Consider the following 17110-nt stretch of genomic DNA (forward strand, 5'->3'; position numbering starts at 1 on the left):
TGAACGCCGTCCTGCACGAGGTGTTCGAGCAGTCCTCCACCGTCAAGGAGTTCGCCCGCGACCCGGGCGCGCACCGCGTCCCCGCCGGGGTCACCGTGCTGGACGTCCGCCCCGAGCCGTTCCGGCGGCGCGGCGCGGCGGCGGCGCGGGCCCGCGAGCTCGCGTCGATCGGCGACCGGCCCGACGGCGCCGGCGAACTGCGCCGCCGGGGCCTGATCACGCGGGCGGAGCTGGTCGCGATGGGCGTCCCGGCCCCGTCCGCGCCCGTCGCCGGGGACTGGCTCGCCGACCCCGACCACTGGGAGGACCTCCGCAAGCGCCTCATCACCGCCGTCGAGGAGCACGCCGCCGCGCACCCGACCGACCCCGGCCTGCCCGCCGACGCCGCCCGCCGCGCCCTCGGCCTGCCCGATCGCGCCCTCGTCGAGGCCCTCGCCGACGGGCTGCACCAGCGCGACGGCCGGATCTACGGGCGGGCGGTCGCGCCGGAGCTGCCCCCGCGCGTGCAGGCGGCCGTCGACGCCGTCCGCCGCGACCTGGCCGCGGCGCCGTTCCAGGCCCCCGACGCCGGCCGGCTCGCCGAACTCGGCCTCACCCCGAAGATGCTCGCCGCCGCCGCGGCGGCGGGCGCGCTGCTGAAGGTCGGCGGCGGCATCGTGCTGCTGCCCGGCGACGACGCCCGCGCCGCCGCGCTCCTCGGCCGCCTCGGCGGCCCGTTCACGCTGAGCGAGGCGCGCCGCGCGCTCGGCACCACTCGCCGCGTCGCCGTCCCGCTCCTGGAGCACCTCGACGCGGCGGGCTACACCACCCGGGTGGACGACCTCAGGCGGCGCTGTACCGAGAGGACGACATGACCGAGACGGCGAAGCGGCTGACGCAGTACGCGCACGGCGGAGGCTGCGCCTGCAAGATCCCGCCCGGCGAGCTGGAGGACGTCGTCGCCGGCCTCACCACCGCCCCGGGCGCCCCCAACGGCGAGCTGATCGTCGGGCTGGACACCGGCGACGACGCCGCCGTCGTCCGGCTGCCCGGCTCGCACGGCGGGCTCGCCGCCGTCGCCACCGCCGACTTCTTCACCCCGGTCGTCGACGACCCCTACGACTGGGGGCGGATCGCCGCAGCCAACGCCCTGTCCGACGTGTACGCCGTCGGCGGCCGCCCGCTCGTCGCGGTGAACCTGCTCTCCTGGCCCCGCGGCGTCCTGCCGTTCGAGCTGGCGCGGGAGGTGCTGCGCGGCGGACTGGACGTCGCCGCCGAGGCGGGCTGCCATGTCGGCGGCGGGCACAGCGTCGACGACCCCGAACCCAAGTACGGCATGGCCGTCACCGGCGTCGCCGACCCCGCCGCGCTGCTCCGCAACGACACCGGCAAGCCGGGCCTGCCGCTCACCCTGACCAAGCCGCTCGGCGTCGGGGTCCTCAACAACCGGCACAAGGCGACCGGGGAGGTCTTCCCGCACGCCGTCGCGGCGATGGCCGCGCTGAACCGGGACGCCTCCGCCGCCGCGCTCGACGCGGGCGCGACCTGCGCCACCGACGTGACCGGCTTCGGGCTGCTCGGGCACCTCTACAAGCTGGCCCGCGCGTCCGGCGTCACCGCGGTGGTCGACGCCGCCGCCGTCCCGTACCTGGACGGCGCCCGCGAGTCGCTGCGCGCCGGGTACGTCAGCGGCGGCACCCGCCGCAACCTCGACTGGGTCGCCCCGCACACCGACTTCCGTGGCACCCCCGAGGAGGACCGCCTCCTGCTCGCCGACGCGCAGACCTCCGGCGGCCTCCTCGTCGCGGGCGAGATCCCCGGCGAGCCGGTCATCGGCGAACTGGTCCCGGCCGGCGAGTTCCCGGTCGTCGTCCGCTAGACCCGCCGCCAGGCCCCGCCGCTGGACGCCGCCGCCAGGCCCCGCCGCGGCTAGGCCTCGGTGCCCGTCTCGTCGGTGACGCCCGCGTCCTCCTGATAGCGGCGGACCAGCTCACCGGCGGCGGCGCCGCGCGGGCGGCGGCCCGGGCGGATGTCGACCGATATCGCCTTCGCCTCCTGGATGTGGGTGTTCGGGTCCAGGGACATGTGCAGCAGCTCGTTCGCCGCGTCGCCGGTGCTGTAGCCGTTCGGCCCCCAGTGGTACGGCAGCCCGATCTGGTGCATCGTCCGGCCGTCCACGACGAGGGGCTGCATCCGCTCGGTGACCAGCACGCGGGCCTCGACGACGGCGCGCGGGCTGACGAGCGTCGCCCAGCCGCCGTGCTCCAGCCCCCGCTCGGCCGCGAGCTCCGGCGACACCTCGCAGAAGAACTCCGGTTGCAGCTCCGCCAGGTACGGCTGCCACCGCGACATGCCGCCCGCCGTGTGGTGCTCGGTGAGCCGGTACGTCGTCGCGACGTAGGGGTACACGGCCGCGCCCGGCGAGCCGTCGCTCGGCGCGTACCGGTTGTCGGGGTGCGGCGGCAGCAGTTGCCGGACGGGGTTGCGCTGCTGCCCGTACAGCGGGTTCGTGAACGGCGACTCCTGCGGCTCGTAGTGCGTCGGCAGCGGGCCGTCGGTCAGCCCCGCCGGGACGAACAGCCACGCCTTCCCGTCCGCCTGCATGATGAACGGGTCGTCGCCGGCGAGCGCGTCCGGGCCGGTCGCGTCGCTGGGCGGCTTGTAGTCGGGCGGGCGGTCGGCGACGAAGTCGGGCACGTCGTGGCCCGTCCACTTGCCCTGCTCGGCGTCCCACCAGACGTACGCCTTGCGGTCGCTCCACGGGTTGCCGTCCTTGTCGGCGGACGCCCGGTTGTACAGGATGCGGCGGTTCAGCGGCCACGCCCAGCCCCACTCGGGCGCCACCCAGCTCTGGTCCTTGCCGGGCTTGCGGCGGGCCGTCTGGTTGACGCCGTCGGCGTAGCAGCCGCAGTAGATCCAGCAGCCGCACCGGGTGGACCCGTCGTCCTTCAGCTGCGTGTAGGACGACAGCGGGTTCCCCTCGGCGTCGAAGCCGTTGATCTCGGCGAGCACCGCCTCCGCGTCCGGCTCCTCCAGCTCGCCCCTCGTCGGGTAGTCCCACGTCAGGTCGAGGAGCGGGCGGTTGACCTCGTCGTCCTCCCCGGCGAGCTTCTCCCGGATGAGGCGGCCGAGGTGGTAGGTGAACCACAGGTCGCTGCGCGCGTCGCCGGGCGGCTCCACCGCCTGGTGGTGCCACTGGAGCATCCGCTGCGTGTTGGTGAAGCTGCCGTCCTTCTCGGTGTGCGCGGCGGCGGGCAGGAAGAACACCTCGGTGCCGATGTCCTCGGTGCGCATCTCGCCCGACTCGATCTCCGGGCCGTCCTTCCACCAGGTCGCCGACTCGATCAGCGAGAAGTCGCGGACGACGAGCCAGTCCAGGTTCGCCATCCCGAGCCGCTGGATCTTGGCGTTGGCCGACCCGACCGCCGGGTTCTCGCCCATCAGGAAGTAGCCCTTGCACACGCCGTCGATCTGCGCCATCGCCGTCTCGTACGTGCTGTGCGAGCCGGTCAGCCGCGGCAGGTAGTCGAAGCAGTAGTCGTTGTCCTCGGTCGCCGCGTCGCCCCAGTACGACTTCAGCAGGCTCACGGTGTAGGCGCGCATGTCGCCCCAGAAGCCCTTGCGCGCCGACTCGGCCTGCACGAAGGCGTCCAGGTCCTCGTTGCTGTGCGCGTGCGGCATCGGGATGTAGCCGGGCAGCAGGTTGAACAACGTCGGGATGTCGGTCGAGCCCTGGATGGACGCGTGGCCGCGCAGCGCCAGGATGCCGCCGCCGGGCCGCCCGATGTTGCCGAGGAGGCTCTGCAGGACCGCCGCCGTCCGGATGTACTGGACGCCGACCGTGTGCTGCGTCCAGCCCACCGCGTAGACGAACGCGGACGTCCGGTCGCGGCCCGAGTTCTCGGTGAGCATCTCGCACACCTTGCGGAACTGCTCCTGCGGGACGCCGCAGATCCGCTCGACCATCTCCGGCGTGTAGCGCGCGTAGTGCCGCTTGAGCACCTGGAAGACGCACCGCGGATGCTCCAGGTGCGGGTCCCGCTCGGGGTGGCCCTCGCCGATCGCCGCGCCGCCGGAGCCGTGCGCCTCGCCGCGCCCCGCCTCCGCGAAGGACTCGACGCGCTCGTCGTAGGCCATGTCGCGCTCGCCGGCCGCCGACTGGACCTCCATGCCCTCGTACTGCCACGTCGTGTGGTCGTAGCTGCGGGTCTCCGGGTTCAGGCCGGAGAACACGCCGTCGAGGTCCTCGGTGTCGCGGAACTCCTCCGTCAGGATCACCGGCGCGTTGGTGTACGCGACCACGTAGTCACGGAAGTACTTGTCGTTCTCCAGGACGTAGTTGATGATCCCGCCGAGGAACGCGATGTCGCTGCCCGCCCGCAGCGGGACGTGCAGGTCCGACAGGGCGCTGGTCCGGGTGAACCGCGGGTCGACGTGGACGACCGTCGCACCGCGCGCCTTCGCCTCCATCACCCACTGGAACCCCACCGGATGGCACTCGGCCATGTTGGAGCCCTGGATGACGATGCAGTCGGAGTTCTGCAGGTCCTGCTGGAACGTGGTCGCGCCGCCTCGTCCGAACGTGGTTCCCAGACTGGGAACGGTGGAGGAGTGTCAAACGCGGGCCTGATTCTCGATCTGCACCGCGCCGAGCGCGGTGAACAGCTTCTTGATCAGGTAGTTCTCCTCGTTGTCGAGCGTGGCGCCGCCGAGGCTCGCGACCCCGAGCGTGCGCCGCACCCGCACCCCGTCCTGCTCCCACTGCCAGCCGTGACGGCGCGCCTCGATCACCCGGTCGGCGATCATGTCCATCGCCGTGTCGAGGTCGAGGTGCTCCCAGTCGGCGCCGCCCGGGCGCCGGTACAGCACCCGGTGCTCGCGGGCCGACCCGGTGGTGAGCTGGAGCGTCGCCGAGCCCTTCGGGCACAGCCGCCCCCGGCTGACCGGCGAGTCCGGGTCGCCCTCGACCTGCGTGACCTTGCCGTCGGTGACGTACACGTCCTGCCCGCAGCCGACCGCGCAGTACGGGCAGACGGACTTCACGACCCGGTCGGCGGTGTTCACCCGCGCCTTGATCCGCTCGGATCCGGCGCTCTTCGCCGCGGCTCCGCGCCCGAGCGGGTCGTCGCCGGTGAACTGGCGGTAGACGGGCCAGGACTCGATCCATGTACGAACGCCCACGTCACACCACCCTTCACCTCGGCGCGCCGTCCACCTACCCGCCGCCCGTCCCTCAAAACAAACCCGTCGCGGACGGACGGGGCGGCGGGCGCGACGACGTCGCCGGGCCGCGGGTCGGCGGCGCCGAGGCCGTCGCCCGCCTCCAGGTTGAGTACCGGGTTCGCCGCGATGCCGCCCGCTCTTCGCCGCCGCCGCCACGGTGTTCCGCGCGACGCTGTCCCTCCCCGACGAACGTCTCCCCGCGGGTCAGGGGAGGACGGCCGCTCCCGCCTTCGCGACCAGGGCGGCGAACTCGGCGCGCTCGGACGGCGACAGCGCCCGCTCGTACACGGCGGCGGAGAGCCGGTCGGTGATCTCCTCGGCCTCGGCGAGGCGGGGCTTCAGCGCGGTGCAGTCGGGGAAGTCGCCCTGCCAGCCGCAGAACTTCGCCTTGCCCTCGCCCTCGTTGGTCAGCACGGCCTCCAGCGGGGTCAGGCCGACCGCCGTCGTCGCGACCAGGTGCATCCCGCCGCGCAGCTCGCGCAGCACCTGGAGCACCTGCACCAGGCGGCCGGGGCCGCCCTCGGGCAGCGGCTCGGCGCGCCAGCCGCAGAACAGCGGCAGGCCCGCGCCCTCCGCCGCGTTCGCGACCCGCTCGGCCAGCTCGCACAGGCGCGGGTCGTCGGGGACGCGCTCCTCCGCCCAGGCCCTGAACGCCCGCGTGTACCGCCGCGCGGCCTCCCGCGCCCCGGCGACCGCGACGCCCTCGTCCCACATGGCCCGGACGACCCCCGGCTCGAAGAAGCCCAGCGCGGACCACACCACGCCGCCGTCGACGTCCCCGAGCACCCCGCCGCGGCCGGCGAAGTAGAACGCGAACGGGTTGGCGTAGCCGAGCTCCGCGCCGTGCGCGGAGACGGCCGGGTCCAGCATCCAGGTCGAGCCGATGTCGTGGATGGTCTTGTCGGCGGCGGCCGCGGTCTCGGCGGCGCTCAGCTCCGGCGGTTCCGTCATGTGGGGGGCTCCTCGGGGTCGGGGCGACCGGGTAAGCGGGAGATTACCCGCCGCCCGGCGCGCCGGGGAGATCGGGGCGCCGGGGGCGGGGTGCCCGCTGTTGACATTCGGGGGAGTTAGCGCAAACATTCGGGGCGTAGCGATGGCTCGGCTCGGGGAGGCGATGTGGCCGCCGAATCACCGGAGGCGCCCGACGGCCGGCGGCTGGCGGTGATGGAGGACGTGGCCGCGATGGCCGGCGTCTCGGCGATGACCGTGTCGCGGGTGCTGAACACCCCCGAGAAGGTGCGCCCGCAGACGCGCGCCCGGGTGATGGCGGCGGTGCAGGCGCTGGACTACCGGCCGAACTCGGCGGCGCGGGTCCTCGCGACCGGCCGCTCCGGGGTGCTCGGCGTGGTCAGCTTCGACACCACCCTGTACGGCCCGGCGTCCACGGTGTTCAGCATCGAGCAGGCCGCCCGCGAGCACGGCTACAACGTCAGCATCGTCAGCCTCAGCTCGCTGAACCGCCGCTCGATCGGCGAGGGCGTGGAGCGGCTGCGCGCCCAGTCCGCGGACGGGATCATGGTCGTCGCGCCGCACGAGTCGGCCGCCGACGGGCTGAAGGAGCTGCCGTCCGACACCCCGCTGGTCGCGGTCGGCGCGGGCGGCGACGTGCCGTTCCCCGTCGTCGCGGTCGACCACCGGGCCGGCGCGGAGCGCGCCGTCCGGCACCTGCTCAGCCTCGGCCACGAGACCGTCGCCCACCTGTCCGGTCCGGCCGACTGGGTCGACGCGAGCGGCCGCACCGACGGCTGGCGCGCCGCGCTGCAGGCCGCCGGGCGCGAGGTCCCGGCCGCGTCCGCGGGCGACTGGAGCGCCCGGTCCGGCTACGAGCTCGGCCGCCGGATCGCCGCCGACCCGCAGGTCACCGCCGTGTTCGCGGCCAACGACGCGATGGCGCTCGGGCTGCTGCGGGCGCTGCGCGAGGCCGGCCGCGACGTGCCCGGCGAGGTGAGCGTCGTCGGCTTCGACGACGTGCCCGAGGCCGCCTACTTCCCGCCGCCGCTCACCACCGTCCGGCAGAACTTCGCCGAGGTGGGGCGGCGCGCGTTCGGCCTGCTGCTCGACCGGATCGAGGGCGGCGCCCGGCCGGCCCCCGCCCCGGACGGGACGCGCCGCGTCGTCGAACCCGAGCTCGTCGTCCGGGAGAGCACCGGGGTGCGCCGCCGCACCTGACCACCGTCCGTCGCCGCGAGTCCCGGTCGGCAGCCCGTTGATGTTAGCGCTAACAAAGGAGCGGACATGAGAGAGCCGGAGACCGCCGCGCTCCGCACCGAGCTCGCCGTCCTCCACCGGATGCTCGTCGAGGGCGGGCTGGTCGTCTGGACGGCCGGGAACGTGTCCGCCCGGGTGGGCGACGACGCCTTCCTCATCAAGCCGAGCGGCGTCCCCTACGCGGACCTGACCCCCGACTCGATGGTGCTGTGCGACCTGGAGGGCAAGCCCCTCGGCGAGTCGCCGCTCAAGCCGTCGAGCGACGTGTTCGCCCACGCCTACGTGTACCGGCACCGCCCGGACGTCGGCGGGGTGGTGCACACCCACTCCACCTACGCGACCGCGTGGGCGGCGCGCGACGAGCCGATCCCGTGCGTGCTGACGGCGATGGCGGACGAGTTCGGCGGCGAGATCCCGGTCGGCCCGTTCGCGCTCATCGGCGGCGACGACATCGGCCGCGGCATCGTCGAGACGCTCGCCGGGCACCGCAGCCCCGCCGTCCTCATGCGCAACCACGGCGTCTTCACGATCGGCGCCGACGCCCGCGCCGCGGTGAAGGCGGCCGTGATGTGCGAGGACGTCGCCCGCACCGTCCACCTGTCCCGCCAGCTCGGCGAGCCGCTGCCGATGGACGCGGGCGACATCGACCGGTTGTACGACCGCTACCAGAACGTCTACGGGCAGAGGGGCCGACCATGAGCTTTCCGAACCGCGAGATCTGGTTCCTCACCGGCAGCCAGGCCCTGTACGGCGACGACACCCTGCGCCAGGTCGCCGAGCAGTCCGGCGCGATCGCCGCGCGGCTCGGCGAGGCGCTGCCGGTCGCGCTGCGCTGGACGCCGGTGCTGACCGACGCCGACGCCATCCGCCGGACCTGCCTGGACGCGAGCGCCGACGACTCCTGCGTCGGCGTCATCGCGTGGATGCACACCTTCTCCCCGGCGAAGATGTGGATCGCCGGGCTGGACGCGCTGACCAAGCCGCTGCTGCACCTGCACACGCAGGCGAATGTCGAGCTGCCCTGGCACTCGATCGACATGGACTTCATGAACCTGAACCAGGCCGCGCACGGCGACCGGGAGTTCGGCTACATCCAGTCGCGGCTCGGCGTCGCGCGCAAGACCGTCGCCGGGCACGTCAGCGACCCGGTGGTGGGCGCCCGCGTCGCGGCGTGGGCGCGGGCGGCGGCCGGGCGCCACGAGCTGCGCACGCTCAAGCTGGCCCGGTTCGGCGACAACATGCGGGACGTCGCCGTCACCGAGGGCGACAAGGTCGAGGCGCAGCTCAGGTTCGGCGTCTCGGTCAACACCTACGGCGTGAACGACCTGGTCGGCGTGGTGGACGCCGTCTCCGACGACGACGTCACCGAGCTGGTGAAGGAGTACGAGGAGCTCTACGACGTCGTCCCGGCGCTGCGCGCGGGCGGCGACCGGCACGGCTCGCTGCGCTACGGCGCCCGCATCGAGCTGGGCCTGCGGACGTTCCTCGACGAGGGCGGCTTCAAGGCGTTCACGACGAACTTCGAGGACCTCGGCGGGCTGCGGCAGCTCCCCGGCCTCGCCGTGCAGCGGCTGATGGCGGACGGCTACGGCTTCGGCGGCGAGGGCGACTGGAAGACCGCGACGCTGCTGCGCACGCTGAAGGCCGCCTCGGCCGGGCTGCCCGGCGGCACCTCGTTCATGGAGGACTACACCTACCACCTGGAGCCCGGCAACGAGCTGATCCTCGGCGCGCACATGCTGGAGGTCTGCCCGTCCGTCGCGGCGGGGCGGCCGTCGCTGGAGATCCACCCGCTGTCCATCGGCGGGCGCGAGGACCCGGTGCGGCTGGTGTTCGACGCCGCGCCCGGCCCCGCCGTCGTGGTCGGCCTCGCCGACCTGGGCGACCGGTTCCGGCTCGTCGCCAACGAGATCGAGGTCGTCGCGCCGCCGGAGCCGCTGCCGATGCTGCCGGTCGCGCGCGCGGTCTGGCGCCCCCTGCCGGACCTGCGCACCTCCACCGAGGCGTGGCTGACCGCAGGGGCGCCGCACCACACCGTCCTGTCGGCCGCGCTCGGCACCGAGGTGCTGGACGACCTCGCCGAGATGGCCGGGGTCGAGCTGCTCAGCATCGACGCGGATACCACGATGCGGCAGTTCACCAAGGAGATCCGCTGGAACCAGGCGTACCATCGCCTGGCCCTCGGGCTGTGATGGCCACGGCCCTGTAGAGGAGGAGCCGTATGAGCGCGGACGAGCGGTACGTCGTCGGGATCGACTTCGGCACGCTGTCGGGGCGGGCGGTCGTCGTCCGCGTCCGGGACGGCGCCGAACTCGGCGACGGCGTCCACGAGTACGGCCACGGGGTGATCGACGAAGCGCTGCCGTCCGGCGCCGCCCTCCCGCCGGACTGGGCCTTGCAGGCGCCGCGGGACTGGGTGGACGTGCTGCGCTTCGCCGTCCCGAAGGCGCTGGCCGTCGCGGGCGTCCCGGCGTCCCGGGTGATCGGCATCGGCACCGACTTCACGGCGTGCACCGTCCTGCCGACGGCGGCGGACGGGACGCCCCTCTGCGAGCGGTACCCCGACCGCCCGCACGCCTGGCCGAAGCTGTGGAAGCACCACGCCGCGCAGCCGCAGGCCGACCGGATCAACGCGCTGGCCGCCGAACGCGGCGAGCCGTGGCTGCGCCGCTACGGCGGCAAGATCTCCTCCGAGTGGGAGTTCGCGAAGGCCCTGCAGCTCCTCGACGAGGACCCGGAGCTGTACGCGGAGGCCGACCGCTGGATCGAGGCCGCCGACTGGATCGTCTGGCGGCTCACCGGTGCCGAGTCGCGCAACATCTGCACGGCCGGCTACAAGGGCATCTACCAGGACGGCCGCTACCCGTCCGCCGAGTTCCTCGCCGCGCTCGATCCCGGCTTCGCCGATTTCCCCGCCAAGCTCGGGCACGACCTGGCGCCGCTCGGCGGCCTCGCCGGGACGCTGACGGCGGAGGCCGCCGCCTGGACGGGCCTGCCCGAGGGGATCGCGGTCGCGGTCGGGAACGTCGACGCGCACGTCACCGCCGCCGCGGCCGACGCCGTCCGGCCCGGCCAGATGGTCGCCATCATGGGCACCTCCACCTGCCACGTCATGTCGTCGGACGCGCTCGCCGAGGTCCCCGGCATGTGCGGCGTCGTCGCGGACGGCATCGTGCCGGGGCTGTGGGGCTACGAGGCCGGGCAGTCCGGCGTCGGCGACATCTTCGCCTGGTTCGTCGACACCTGCGTGCCCGCCTACTACAACCAGGTCGCCGCCGCCGAGGGGCGGACCGTCCACGAGCACCTCACCGCGCTCGCCGAGGCCCAGCCGGTCGGGCGGCACGGGCTCGTCGCGCTCGACTGGCACAGCGGCAACCGGTCCGTGCTCGTCGACCACGACCTGTCCGGCCTCATCGTCGGGCAGACGCTCGCCACGAAGCCCGAGGACGTCTACCGCGCGCTGATCGAGGCCACCGCGTTCGGCGCGCGGATGATCGTGGAGACGTTCGAGGCGTCCGGCGTCCCCGTCGAGGAGCTCGTCGTCGCGGGCGGGCTGATGAAGAACGCCTTCCTCATGCAGGTGTACGCCGACGTGCTGCGCCGCCCGCTGTCGCTGATCGGGTCGGCGCAGGGCCCGGCCCTCGGCGCCGCGATCCACGCCGCCGTCGCCGCCGGCGCCCACCCCGATGTCACCGCGGCCGCCGCCGCGATGGGGCGCCGCGTCCCGGCCGCCTACGTGCCCGACCGGGCGCGCGCCGCCGCCTACGACGACCTGTACGCGATCTACCGGAGCCTGCACGACCACTTCGCGGACGGCGCGATCATGCACCGCCTCCGCGCCCTCCGCTGACCCGCGGCGTCTCGCCCCCGGCCCGCCGGGTCAGCGGGCGGGGCCGGTGCTGCGCCGGACGATCAGCCGGCTCGGCACCAGCCGCGGCTCCTCCGGCCCGGCGCCGCCGGTCAGCTGCGCGATCAGCAGCTCCACGCAGTGCCGGCCGAGGGCGGTGAAGTCCTGCCGGACGGTGGTGAGCGGCGGGGTGAGGAACGCCGCCTCCGGGATGTCGTCGAACCCGATGACGCTGACGTCGTCCGGGACCCGGCGCCCGCTCTCGTGGATCGCCCACAGCAGCCCGAGCGCGATCTGGTCGTTGGCCGCGAACACCGCCGTGACGCCCGGGTCGGCGGCGAGCACCCGGCCCCGCTCGTAGCCGGACCGGGCGCTCCAGTCGCCGGACGCGCAGTCGGGCACGGCGGCGCCCGCCTCGGTCAGCGCGTCCCGCCAGCCGCGGGTGCGCTCGGTCGCCTCCGACCAGTCGTCCGGGCCCGGCAGGTGGTGGACGGTCCGGTGCCCGAGGCCGAGCAGGTACCGGGTCGCCTCCCGCGGCGCCATGTAGTGGTCGCCGGACACCGTCGGCACGGCGGCCGGCGGCCCGAGCAGCACCGTCGGCAGGTCGCCGGGCAGGTGCCGCAGCGCCTCGTCCGGCGGGACGTGCCCGGGGATCATGATGATGCCGTCCACGCCCTGGTCGCGGAACCGGTCGACCGCCCCCGCGACCGCGCCGTGGCCCGGCGACTCCAGGCTCGCGACGCTGGTGAAGAACTCGGCGGCGCGGGCGGTCCGCTCGATCGCCGCGATGATCGACGCGGGGCCGAACAGCGCGGTGTCGAAGCTGACGACGCCGAGCGTCCGGGACCGGCCGGTGGCGAGGGCCCGCGCCGCCGCGTTGGGCCGGAAGTCCAGCTGCGCGGCGGCGGCGAGCACCCGGTCGCGGGTCTTCGGGCTCACCATCGGATGGTTCTTGAACACCCGCGACACGGTCTGGTGGGAGACCCCGGCGAGCCGGGCGACGTCGCGGAGCCCGGGCCGGGCCGGTGGTGGCGTGGCGGTCATGTCACCTCGGAACCTACCGCGTCCGCCGTCCCCGGACGGCCCGCTCAGCGCGACGTCCCGGCGCGCCGCTTCGCCCAGATGTCGAACGCGACCGCCGCCAGCAGTACCAGGCCCTTGATCAGCATGACCCGCTCGCTCGGCGCGCCGAGCAGCGACATGCCGTTGTTGATCACGCCCATGATCAGGCCGCCGGTGATCGCGCCGACCACCTTGCCGACCCCGCCCTGCACGGCCGCGCCGCCGATGAACGCCGCCGCGATCGCGTCCAGCTCGAACATGTTCCCGGCCGTCGGGCCCGCCTGGTTGAGCCGTCCCGCGAACACGATCCCGGCGACGGCCGACAGCACGCCCATGTTGACGAACAGCCAGAACGACACCGACTTCACCTTGATGCCGGACAGCCGCGCCGCGAGCGGGTTGCCGCCGAGCGCGTACACGTGCCGGCCGAACACGGCCCGGTTCATCACCAGCGTGGAGCCGAGCACGAGCACGCCCAGCAGGACGAGCACCCACGGCATGTTCTTGAACCGGGCGAGCTGCACGGCCATGAACATGACGACCAGGACGGCGAGGGCGTTGCGCAGCGCGAACACGGTGAGCGGCTCGACCTGCTGCCCGTAGCCGATGCGGCCCTGCCGGTTCCGCCACCCGAGCGCCACGTACCCGCCGACCAGGGCCAGCGCGACCAGCAGCGTGAACAGGTCGGCGCCGCCGAGCGGCCCGAGCCCGACGTTGCCGAGGTAGCCGGACAGGAAGCCGTTCGCGATCGTCCGCACCTCGTCGGGGAACGGCCCGATGCCCTGGTTGCCGAGGATGGTGAGGGTCAGCGCCCGGAACACCAGCATCCCGGCCAGCGTCACGATGAACGCCGGGATCTCGAAGTAGGCGATCCAGTACCCCTGCCACGCGCCGATCGCCGCGCCGGCGAGCAGCGTCAGCAGGATCGCCAGCGGCCACGGCACGTCGTGCTCGACCATCAGCACCGCCGCGATCGCGCCCGTCACCGCGACCACCGACCCCACCGACAGGTCGATGTGCCCGCCGATGATGATCAGGATCATCCCGATGGCCAGGATCAGGATGTAGGAGTTCTGCACGATGATGTTGGAGATGTTCTGCGGGGACAGCAGCTGCCCGTCGGTGAGCACCGCGAACAGCGCCACGATCAGGGCGAACGCGATGTAGATCCCGCTCTGCCGGAGGTTGACCGGCAGGCTCCGGCCCGGCTTCGGCCGCTCCGCCGGCGGCGGAGCCACGGCCTTGCCGGCCGACGCGACGCTGCTCATGCTCTGGTCTCCTCGGTCTGCTGGGTCTGGCCTGTCTGTTGCGTCTGCCGGGTCATGAACTGCATGAGCCGTTCCGGGGTGGCCTCCGCGCGGGTGACCTCGCCGGTGATGCGGCCCTCCGCCATCGCGTACAGGCGGTCGCAGATCCCGATCAGCTCCGGCAGCTCGGACGAGATCACCAGTACCGCGCGGCCCTGGTCGGCCAGCCGGTTGATGATCGAGTAGATCTCGTACTTGGCGCCGACGTCGATGCCGCGGGTGGGCTCGTCCAGGATCAGCACGTCCGCGTCCGTGAAGATCCACTTGGACAGGACGACCTTCTGCTGGTTGCCGCCGCTCAGCTGCCCGGCCGGGGTGAGGACGCTCGGCGTCTTGATGTTCATCTCGGTGCGGAACCGCTCGGCGGTCGCGTACTCGCGGCCGGCGTCCACCCAGCCGGCCCGCGCCAGGCCGCGGAGCCCGGCGGCGGAGATGTTCCGCTTGACGTCCTCGATGAGGTTGAGGCCGTAGGTCTTGCGGTCCTCGGTCGCGTAGGCGAGCCCGTGCCGGATCGCGTCGGTGACCGTGCGGACCGAGATCTCCGCGCCGTTCTTGTAGATCCGGCCGCTGATGCCGGTGCCGTAGCTGCGGCCGAACACGCTCATCGCGAGCTCGGTGCGGCCCGCGCCCATCAGGCCCGCGAGCCCGACGATCTCGCCGCGGCGCAGCGTGAGGGAGGCGCGGTCCACCACGACCCGGCCGTGCTGGGTGGGGGAGTGGACGGTCCAGTCCTCGATCCGCAGCACCTCGCCGCCGATGTCGGGGACGCGGTCGGGGAACCGGTGCCGCAGGTCGCGGCCGACCATCCCGGCGATGATGCGGTCCTCGGACACGTCGCCGCGCATGTCGAGCGTCTCGATCGTGCGGCCGTCCCGCAGGATCGTGGTGGAGTCGGCGATCGCGCGGATCTCGTTCAGCTTGTGGGAGATGATCACGCAGGTGATGCCCTCGTCGCGCAGCCCGCGCAGCAGGTCGAGCAGGTGCGCGGAGTCGGCGTCGTTCAGCGCGGCGGTCGGCTCGTCCAGGATGAGCAGCTTCACCCGCTTCGACAGCGCCTTGGCGATCTCGACGAGCTGCTGCTTGCCGACGCCGAGGTCCATCGCCGGCGTCACCGGGTTCTCGTGCAGCCCGACCCGCTCCAGCAGCCGGGCCGCGTCGGCGTTCGTCCGGTTCCAGTCGATGAGCCCGAACCGCCCGCGGCGCTCGTTGCCGAGGTAGATGTTCTCGGCGATCGACAGGTACGGGCTGAGCGCCAGCTCCTGGTGGATGATGACGATCCCGTGCTGCTCGCTGTCGCGGATGCCGGAGAACCGGCAGGCCGCGCCGTCGAACTCGATCTCGCCGGTGTAGTCGCCGTGCGGGTACACCCCGGACAGCACCTTCATCAGCGTCGACTTCCCCGCCCCGTTCTCGCCGCAGATCGCGTGGATCTCGCCGCGCCGCACCTCCAGGTTCACGTCCTGGAGCGCGGTGACCGCGGGGAAGGTCTTGGTGATGCCGCGCATCCGCAGTATCGCGTCGGTCATGGTCCTCCTCGCGGACGGGCGGGCGCCGCCCCGGGGGAGGTGCCGGGGGGCGCCCGCCCCGCCGTCACCCCAGTTGGGCCTCGGTGTAGTAGCCGGTGTCGATGAGCTCCTTCTTGTAGTTGCCCTTGTTCACGACGACCGGGTTGAGCAGGTAGGACGGCACGACCTTCACGCCGTTGTCGTAGTCCTTGACGTTGTTCACCTCGGGCTTGCCGCCCTTCAGCACGGCGTCCGCCATCTTCACGGTGACGGCCGCGAGCTGCCGGGTGTCCTTGTAGACGGTCGAGTACTGCTCGCCCGCGATGATCGACTTGACCGAGGCGACCTCGGCGTCCTGGCCGGTCACGACCGGGTACGGCTGGCCGGGCGTCCCGTAGCCGTTGGACTTCAGCGCCGACAGGATGCCGATCGACAGGCCGTCATAGGGGGACAGGACGCCGTTCACCTTCGTCCCGCCGCCGTAGTGGCGGGTGAGGAGGTCCTCCATGCGCTTCTGCGCGCGCTCCGCCTCCCAGCGCAGCGTGGCGATCGTCTTGAAGTCGGTCTGGCCGCTCTTGACGACGAGGGCCTTGCGGTCGATGTACGGCTTCAGGGTGTCCATGGCGCCGTTGTAGAAGTACGAGGAGTTGTTGTCGTCGGGCGAGCCGGCGAAGACCTCGATGTTGAACGGGCCCTTGGCGGTGCCCTCGGAGCCGTCCGCCTTCTTCAGCCCGAGACCGATGAGCAGGGATGTCGCCTGCAGGACGCCGACCTTGTAGTTGTCGAAGGTGGCGTAGTAGTCGACGTTCGGGGAGTTGCGGATCAGCCGGTCGTAGGAGATGACCGGGACGCCCTTGTCGGCCGCCTTCTGCAGCTGCGTGGTGAGCGCGGTGCCGTCGATGGACGCGATCACCAGCAGCCGGGCGCCCTTGGTGATCTGGTTGTCGATCTGGTTGGCCTGGGTGGGAATGTCGTTCTCGGCGTACTGGAGGTCGACCTTGTAGCCGAGCTGCTCCAGCTGCTTCTTCAGGTTGTCGCCGTCGTGGATCCAGCGCTCGGACGAGCGGGTCGGCATGGTGACGCCGACGAGGGCGCCCGCCGCCGGCTTCTTGTCGGCCTTCTCCTTGTCGACGGTCTTCTCTGTCGAGCCGCACGCGGTCATGCCGAGCGCGAGGCCGAGGCCCAGCGCCAGGCTGACGAGCTTCCTGTGCTTCAACGTCTCACCTCGGGGGTGGTGCCGGTGTCCCGGACACAGTGTTACCGGTCACACTGCCATGTCAAGAGCCCCCCGTGGGCCGCGTCACAACCGTGACCCGGTTGTTGTTAACGCAAACATTCGCCGCCGCGCGAAAGCGCGGCGGCGCTCCGGACCGGGGTGCGCCCCCGCTAGCGGGTGAGGCGCGAGCCGCGCCGGTGCCCCATCCGGAGCCCGACCAGCACCAGGTTGACCAGGAACAGCAGGATCCCGATGATCAGCAGGTAGAACAGGCCCTTCACGACGACGCCGACGATGCCCAGCGCCACCGCGACGAGCAGGATGAACAGGAACAGGGCCACGGTGCGATCCCTCCTGGACGCGGACCGGCGCTCAGCGGCGCGCGAGCCGGCGCTCGTCCGGCGCGGCCCGGTAGGCCAGCTCGTAGTGGGCGAAGACCGCGCCCTCGTCGGCGGCGAGCAGCTCGCCGTCGGTGGCGATCGCGGGCGCGTTCTTGATCTGCTTCTTCGGGTGGGCGATCCGGACGTGGTCCGGCCCGAGCGTCGCCCCGTCCAGCGGCGCGAACACCAGCCGCTGCCGCGTCGGCAGACCCGTCTTGACGGTGGCGAAGGCCGGCTGGTCGGTGAGCGTGTCGACGTAGACGGCCTCCAGCTCACCGACCTTGCTCCCGGACTCGTCGACCACGGGCCGGCCGCGCCACTCCCGGATGTCCTCGACTTGGAACATGTCCCTTGCCCAGCCTTCTGGATCGAATGCCTTTACA

Annotated in this window: 14 protein-coding genes; 6 read left to right on the forward strand and 8 right to left on the reverse strand. The window is 73.0% G+C overall.

The genetic code is table 11. The features are described from left to right. Together AB0K34_RS30720 and selD are read left to right on the forward strand one after the other, a co-directional pair. On the forward strand, positions 1-854 hold an 854-nt coding region (locus AB0K34_RS30720), incomplete at its 5' end, for a SelB C-terminal domain-containing protein (RefSeq protein ID WP_364552441.1). Further along, the gene (gene selD, locus AB0K34_RS30725) at positions 851-1858 is read left to right on the forward strand and encodes a selenide, water dikinase SelD (RefSeq protein ID WP_138636268.1); all 1008 of its coding nucleotides are present in this window, start codon (positions 851-853) and stop codon (positions 1856-1858) included. The genes AB0K34_RS30720 and selD, both read left to right, overlap by 4 nt. A gap of 50 nt (positions 1859-1908) precedes the next feature. Here selD and fdh read toward each other — a convergent pair whose 3' ends face one another. After that, positions 1909-5160 carry a formate dehydrogenase gene (fdh, locus tag AB0K34_RS30730; protein ID WP_364552444.1) on the reverse strand — a complete coding sequence of 1084 codons (3252 nt, stop codon included), beginning with the start codon at positions 5158-5160 and terminating at the stop codon, positions 1909-1911. A 246-nt stretch (positions 5161-5406) separates the two neighbouring features. After that, a complete protein-coding gene (locus AB0K34_RS30735) occupies positions 5407-6153 on the reverse strand; it encodes a hypothetical protein (protein ID WP_364552447.1) in 747 nt (248 codons plus the stop codon). Positions 6154-6318: 165 nt separating this feature from the next. Here AB0K34_RS30735 and AB0K34_RS30740 point away from each other — a divergent pair, with 165 nt between their 5' ends. The 4 genes from AB0K34_RS30740 to araB all read left to right on the forward strand — a co-directional run bounded on the left by AB0K34_RS30740 (position 6319) and on the right by araB (position 11260). Then, entirely contained in the window at positions 6319-7371 is a 1053-nt protein-coding gene (locus AB0K34_RS30740) for a LacI family DNA-binding transcriptional regulator (RefSeq protein WP_364552450.1), read from the forward strand. A gap of 66 nt (positions 7372-7437) precedes the next feature. Then, the gene (locus AB0K34_RS30745) at positions 7438-8109 is read left to right on the forward strand and encodes an L-ribulose-5-phosphate 4-epimerase (RefSeq protein ID WP_364552453.1); all 672 of its coding nucleotides are present in this window, start codon (positions 7438-7440) and stop codon (positions 8107-8109) included. Next, positions 8106-9602, forward strand: coding sequence for an L-arabinose isomerase (gene araA / locus AB0K34_RS30750; protein WP_138637444.1), 1497 nt, complete (start codon positions 8106-8108; stop codon positions 9600-9602). Before AB0K34_RS30745 ends, araA begins: the two co-directional genes overlap by 4 nt. 29 nt (positions 9603-9631) lie before the next feature. Then, a complete protein-coding gene (araB, locus tag AB0K34_RS30755; protein ID WP_364552456.1) occupies positions 9632-11260 on the forward strand; it encodes a ribulokinase in 1629 nt (542 codons plus the stop codon). Positions 11261-11290: 30 nt separating this feature from the next. Here the strand turns inward: araB and AB0K34_RS30760 are convergent, their stop codons facing one another. The 6 genes from AB0K34_RS30760 to AB0K34_RS30785 form a co-directional block, all read right to left on the reverse strand. Next, positions 11291-12301 (reverse strand): LacI family DNA-binding transcriptional regulator, encoded by a 1011-nt coding sequence (locus AB0K34_RS30760; protein WP_364552459.1) that lies wholly within the window; start codon positions 12299-12301, stop codon positions 11291-11293. 44 nt (positions 12302-12345) lie between these two features. After that, a complete protein-coding gene (gene mmsB, locus AB0K34_RS30765) occupies positions 12346-13587 on the reverse strand; it encodes a multiple monosaccharide ABC transporter permease (RefSeq protein WP_364552462.1) in 1242 nt (413 codons plus the stop codon). After that, complete coding sequence (mmsA, locus tag AB0K34_RS30770; RefSeq protein WP_364552464.1) at positions 13584-15152, reverse strand: multiple monosaccharide ABC transporter ATP-binding protein; 1569 nt, start codon at positions 15150-15152, stop codon at positions 13584-13586. Before mmsA ends, mmsB begins: the two co-directional genes overlap by 4 nt. A 64-nt stretch (positions 15153-15216) precedes the next feature. Continuing rightward, on the reverse strand, positions 15217-16347 hold the full coding sequence (gene chvE / locus AB0K34_RS30775) for a multiple monosaccharide ABC transporter substrate-binding protein (protein WP_240807746.1): 1131 nt from the start codon (positions 16345-16347) through the stop codon (positions 15217-15219). Between the two features lie 170 nt (positions 16348-16517). Beyond that, complete coding sequence (locus AB0K34_RS30780) at positions 16518-16688, reverse strand: hypothetical protein (protein WP_364552468.1); 171 nt, start codon at positions 16686-16688, stop codon at positions 16518-16520. A gap of 31 nt (positions 16689-16719) precedes the next feature. Continuing rightward, positions 16720-17073 carry a PRC-barrel domain-containing protein gene (locus tag AB0K34_RS30785; RefSeq protein WP_138637449.1) on the reverse strand — a complete coding sequence of 118 codons (354 nt, stop codon included), beginning with the start codon at positions 17071-17073 and terminating at the stop codon, positions 16720-16722. Between the last annotated feature and the right edge of the window lie 37 nt (positions 17074-17110).

The organism is Actinomadura sp. NPDC049382, assembly GCF_040677125.1.
GTDB classification, from domain to species: domain Bacteria; phylum Actinomycetota; class Actinomycetes; order Streptosporangiales; family Streptosporangiaceae; genus Spirillospora; species Spirillospora geliboluensis.

What these genes read in the sequence shown, in the direction of transcription:
- mmsA (WP_364552464.1), bottom strand. Translation starts at nt 15,152, where the DNA reads ATGACCGACGCGATACTGCGGATGCGCGGCATCACCAAGACCTTCCCC.
- araA (WP_138637444.1), top strand. Translation starts at nt 8,106, where the DNA reads ATGAGCTTTCCGAACCGCGAGATCTGGTTCCTCACCGGCAGCCAGGCC.
- AB0K34_RS30785 (WP_138637449.1), bottom strand. Translation starts at nt 17,073, where the DNA reads ATGTTCCAAGTCGAGGACATCCGGGAGTGGCGCGGCCGGCCCGTGGTC.
- AB0K34_RS30735 (WP_364552447.1), bottom strand. Translation starts at nt 6,153, where the DNA reads ATGACGGAACCGCCGGAGCTGAGCGCCGCCGAGACCGCGGCCGCCGCC.
- AB0K34_RS30745 (WP_364552453.1), top strand. Translation starts at nt 7,438, where the DNA reads ATGAGAGAGCCGGAGACCGCCGCGCTCCGCACCGAGCTCGCCGTCCTC.
- mmsB (WP_364552462.1), bottom strand. Translation starts at nt 13,587, where the DNA reads ATGAGCAGCGTCGCGTCGGCCGGCAAGGCCGTGGCTCCGCCGCCGGCG.
- AB0K34_RS30760 (WP_364552459.1), bottom strand. Translation starts at nt 12,301, where the DNA reads ATGACCGCCACGCCACCACCGGCCCGGCCCGGGCTCCGCGACGTCGCC.
- araB (WP_364552456.1), top strand. Translation starts at nt 9,632, where the DNA reads ATGAGCGCGGACGAGCGGTACGTCGTCGGGATCGACTTCGGCACGCTG.
- selD (WP_138636268.1), top strand. Translation starts at nt 851, where the DNA reads ATGACCGAGACGGCGAAGCGGCTGACGCAGTACGCGCACGGCGGAGGC.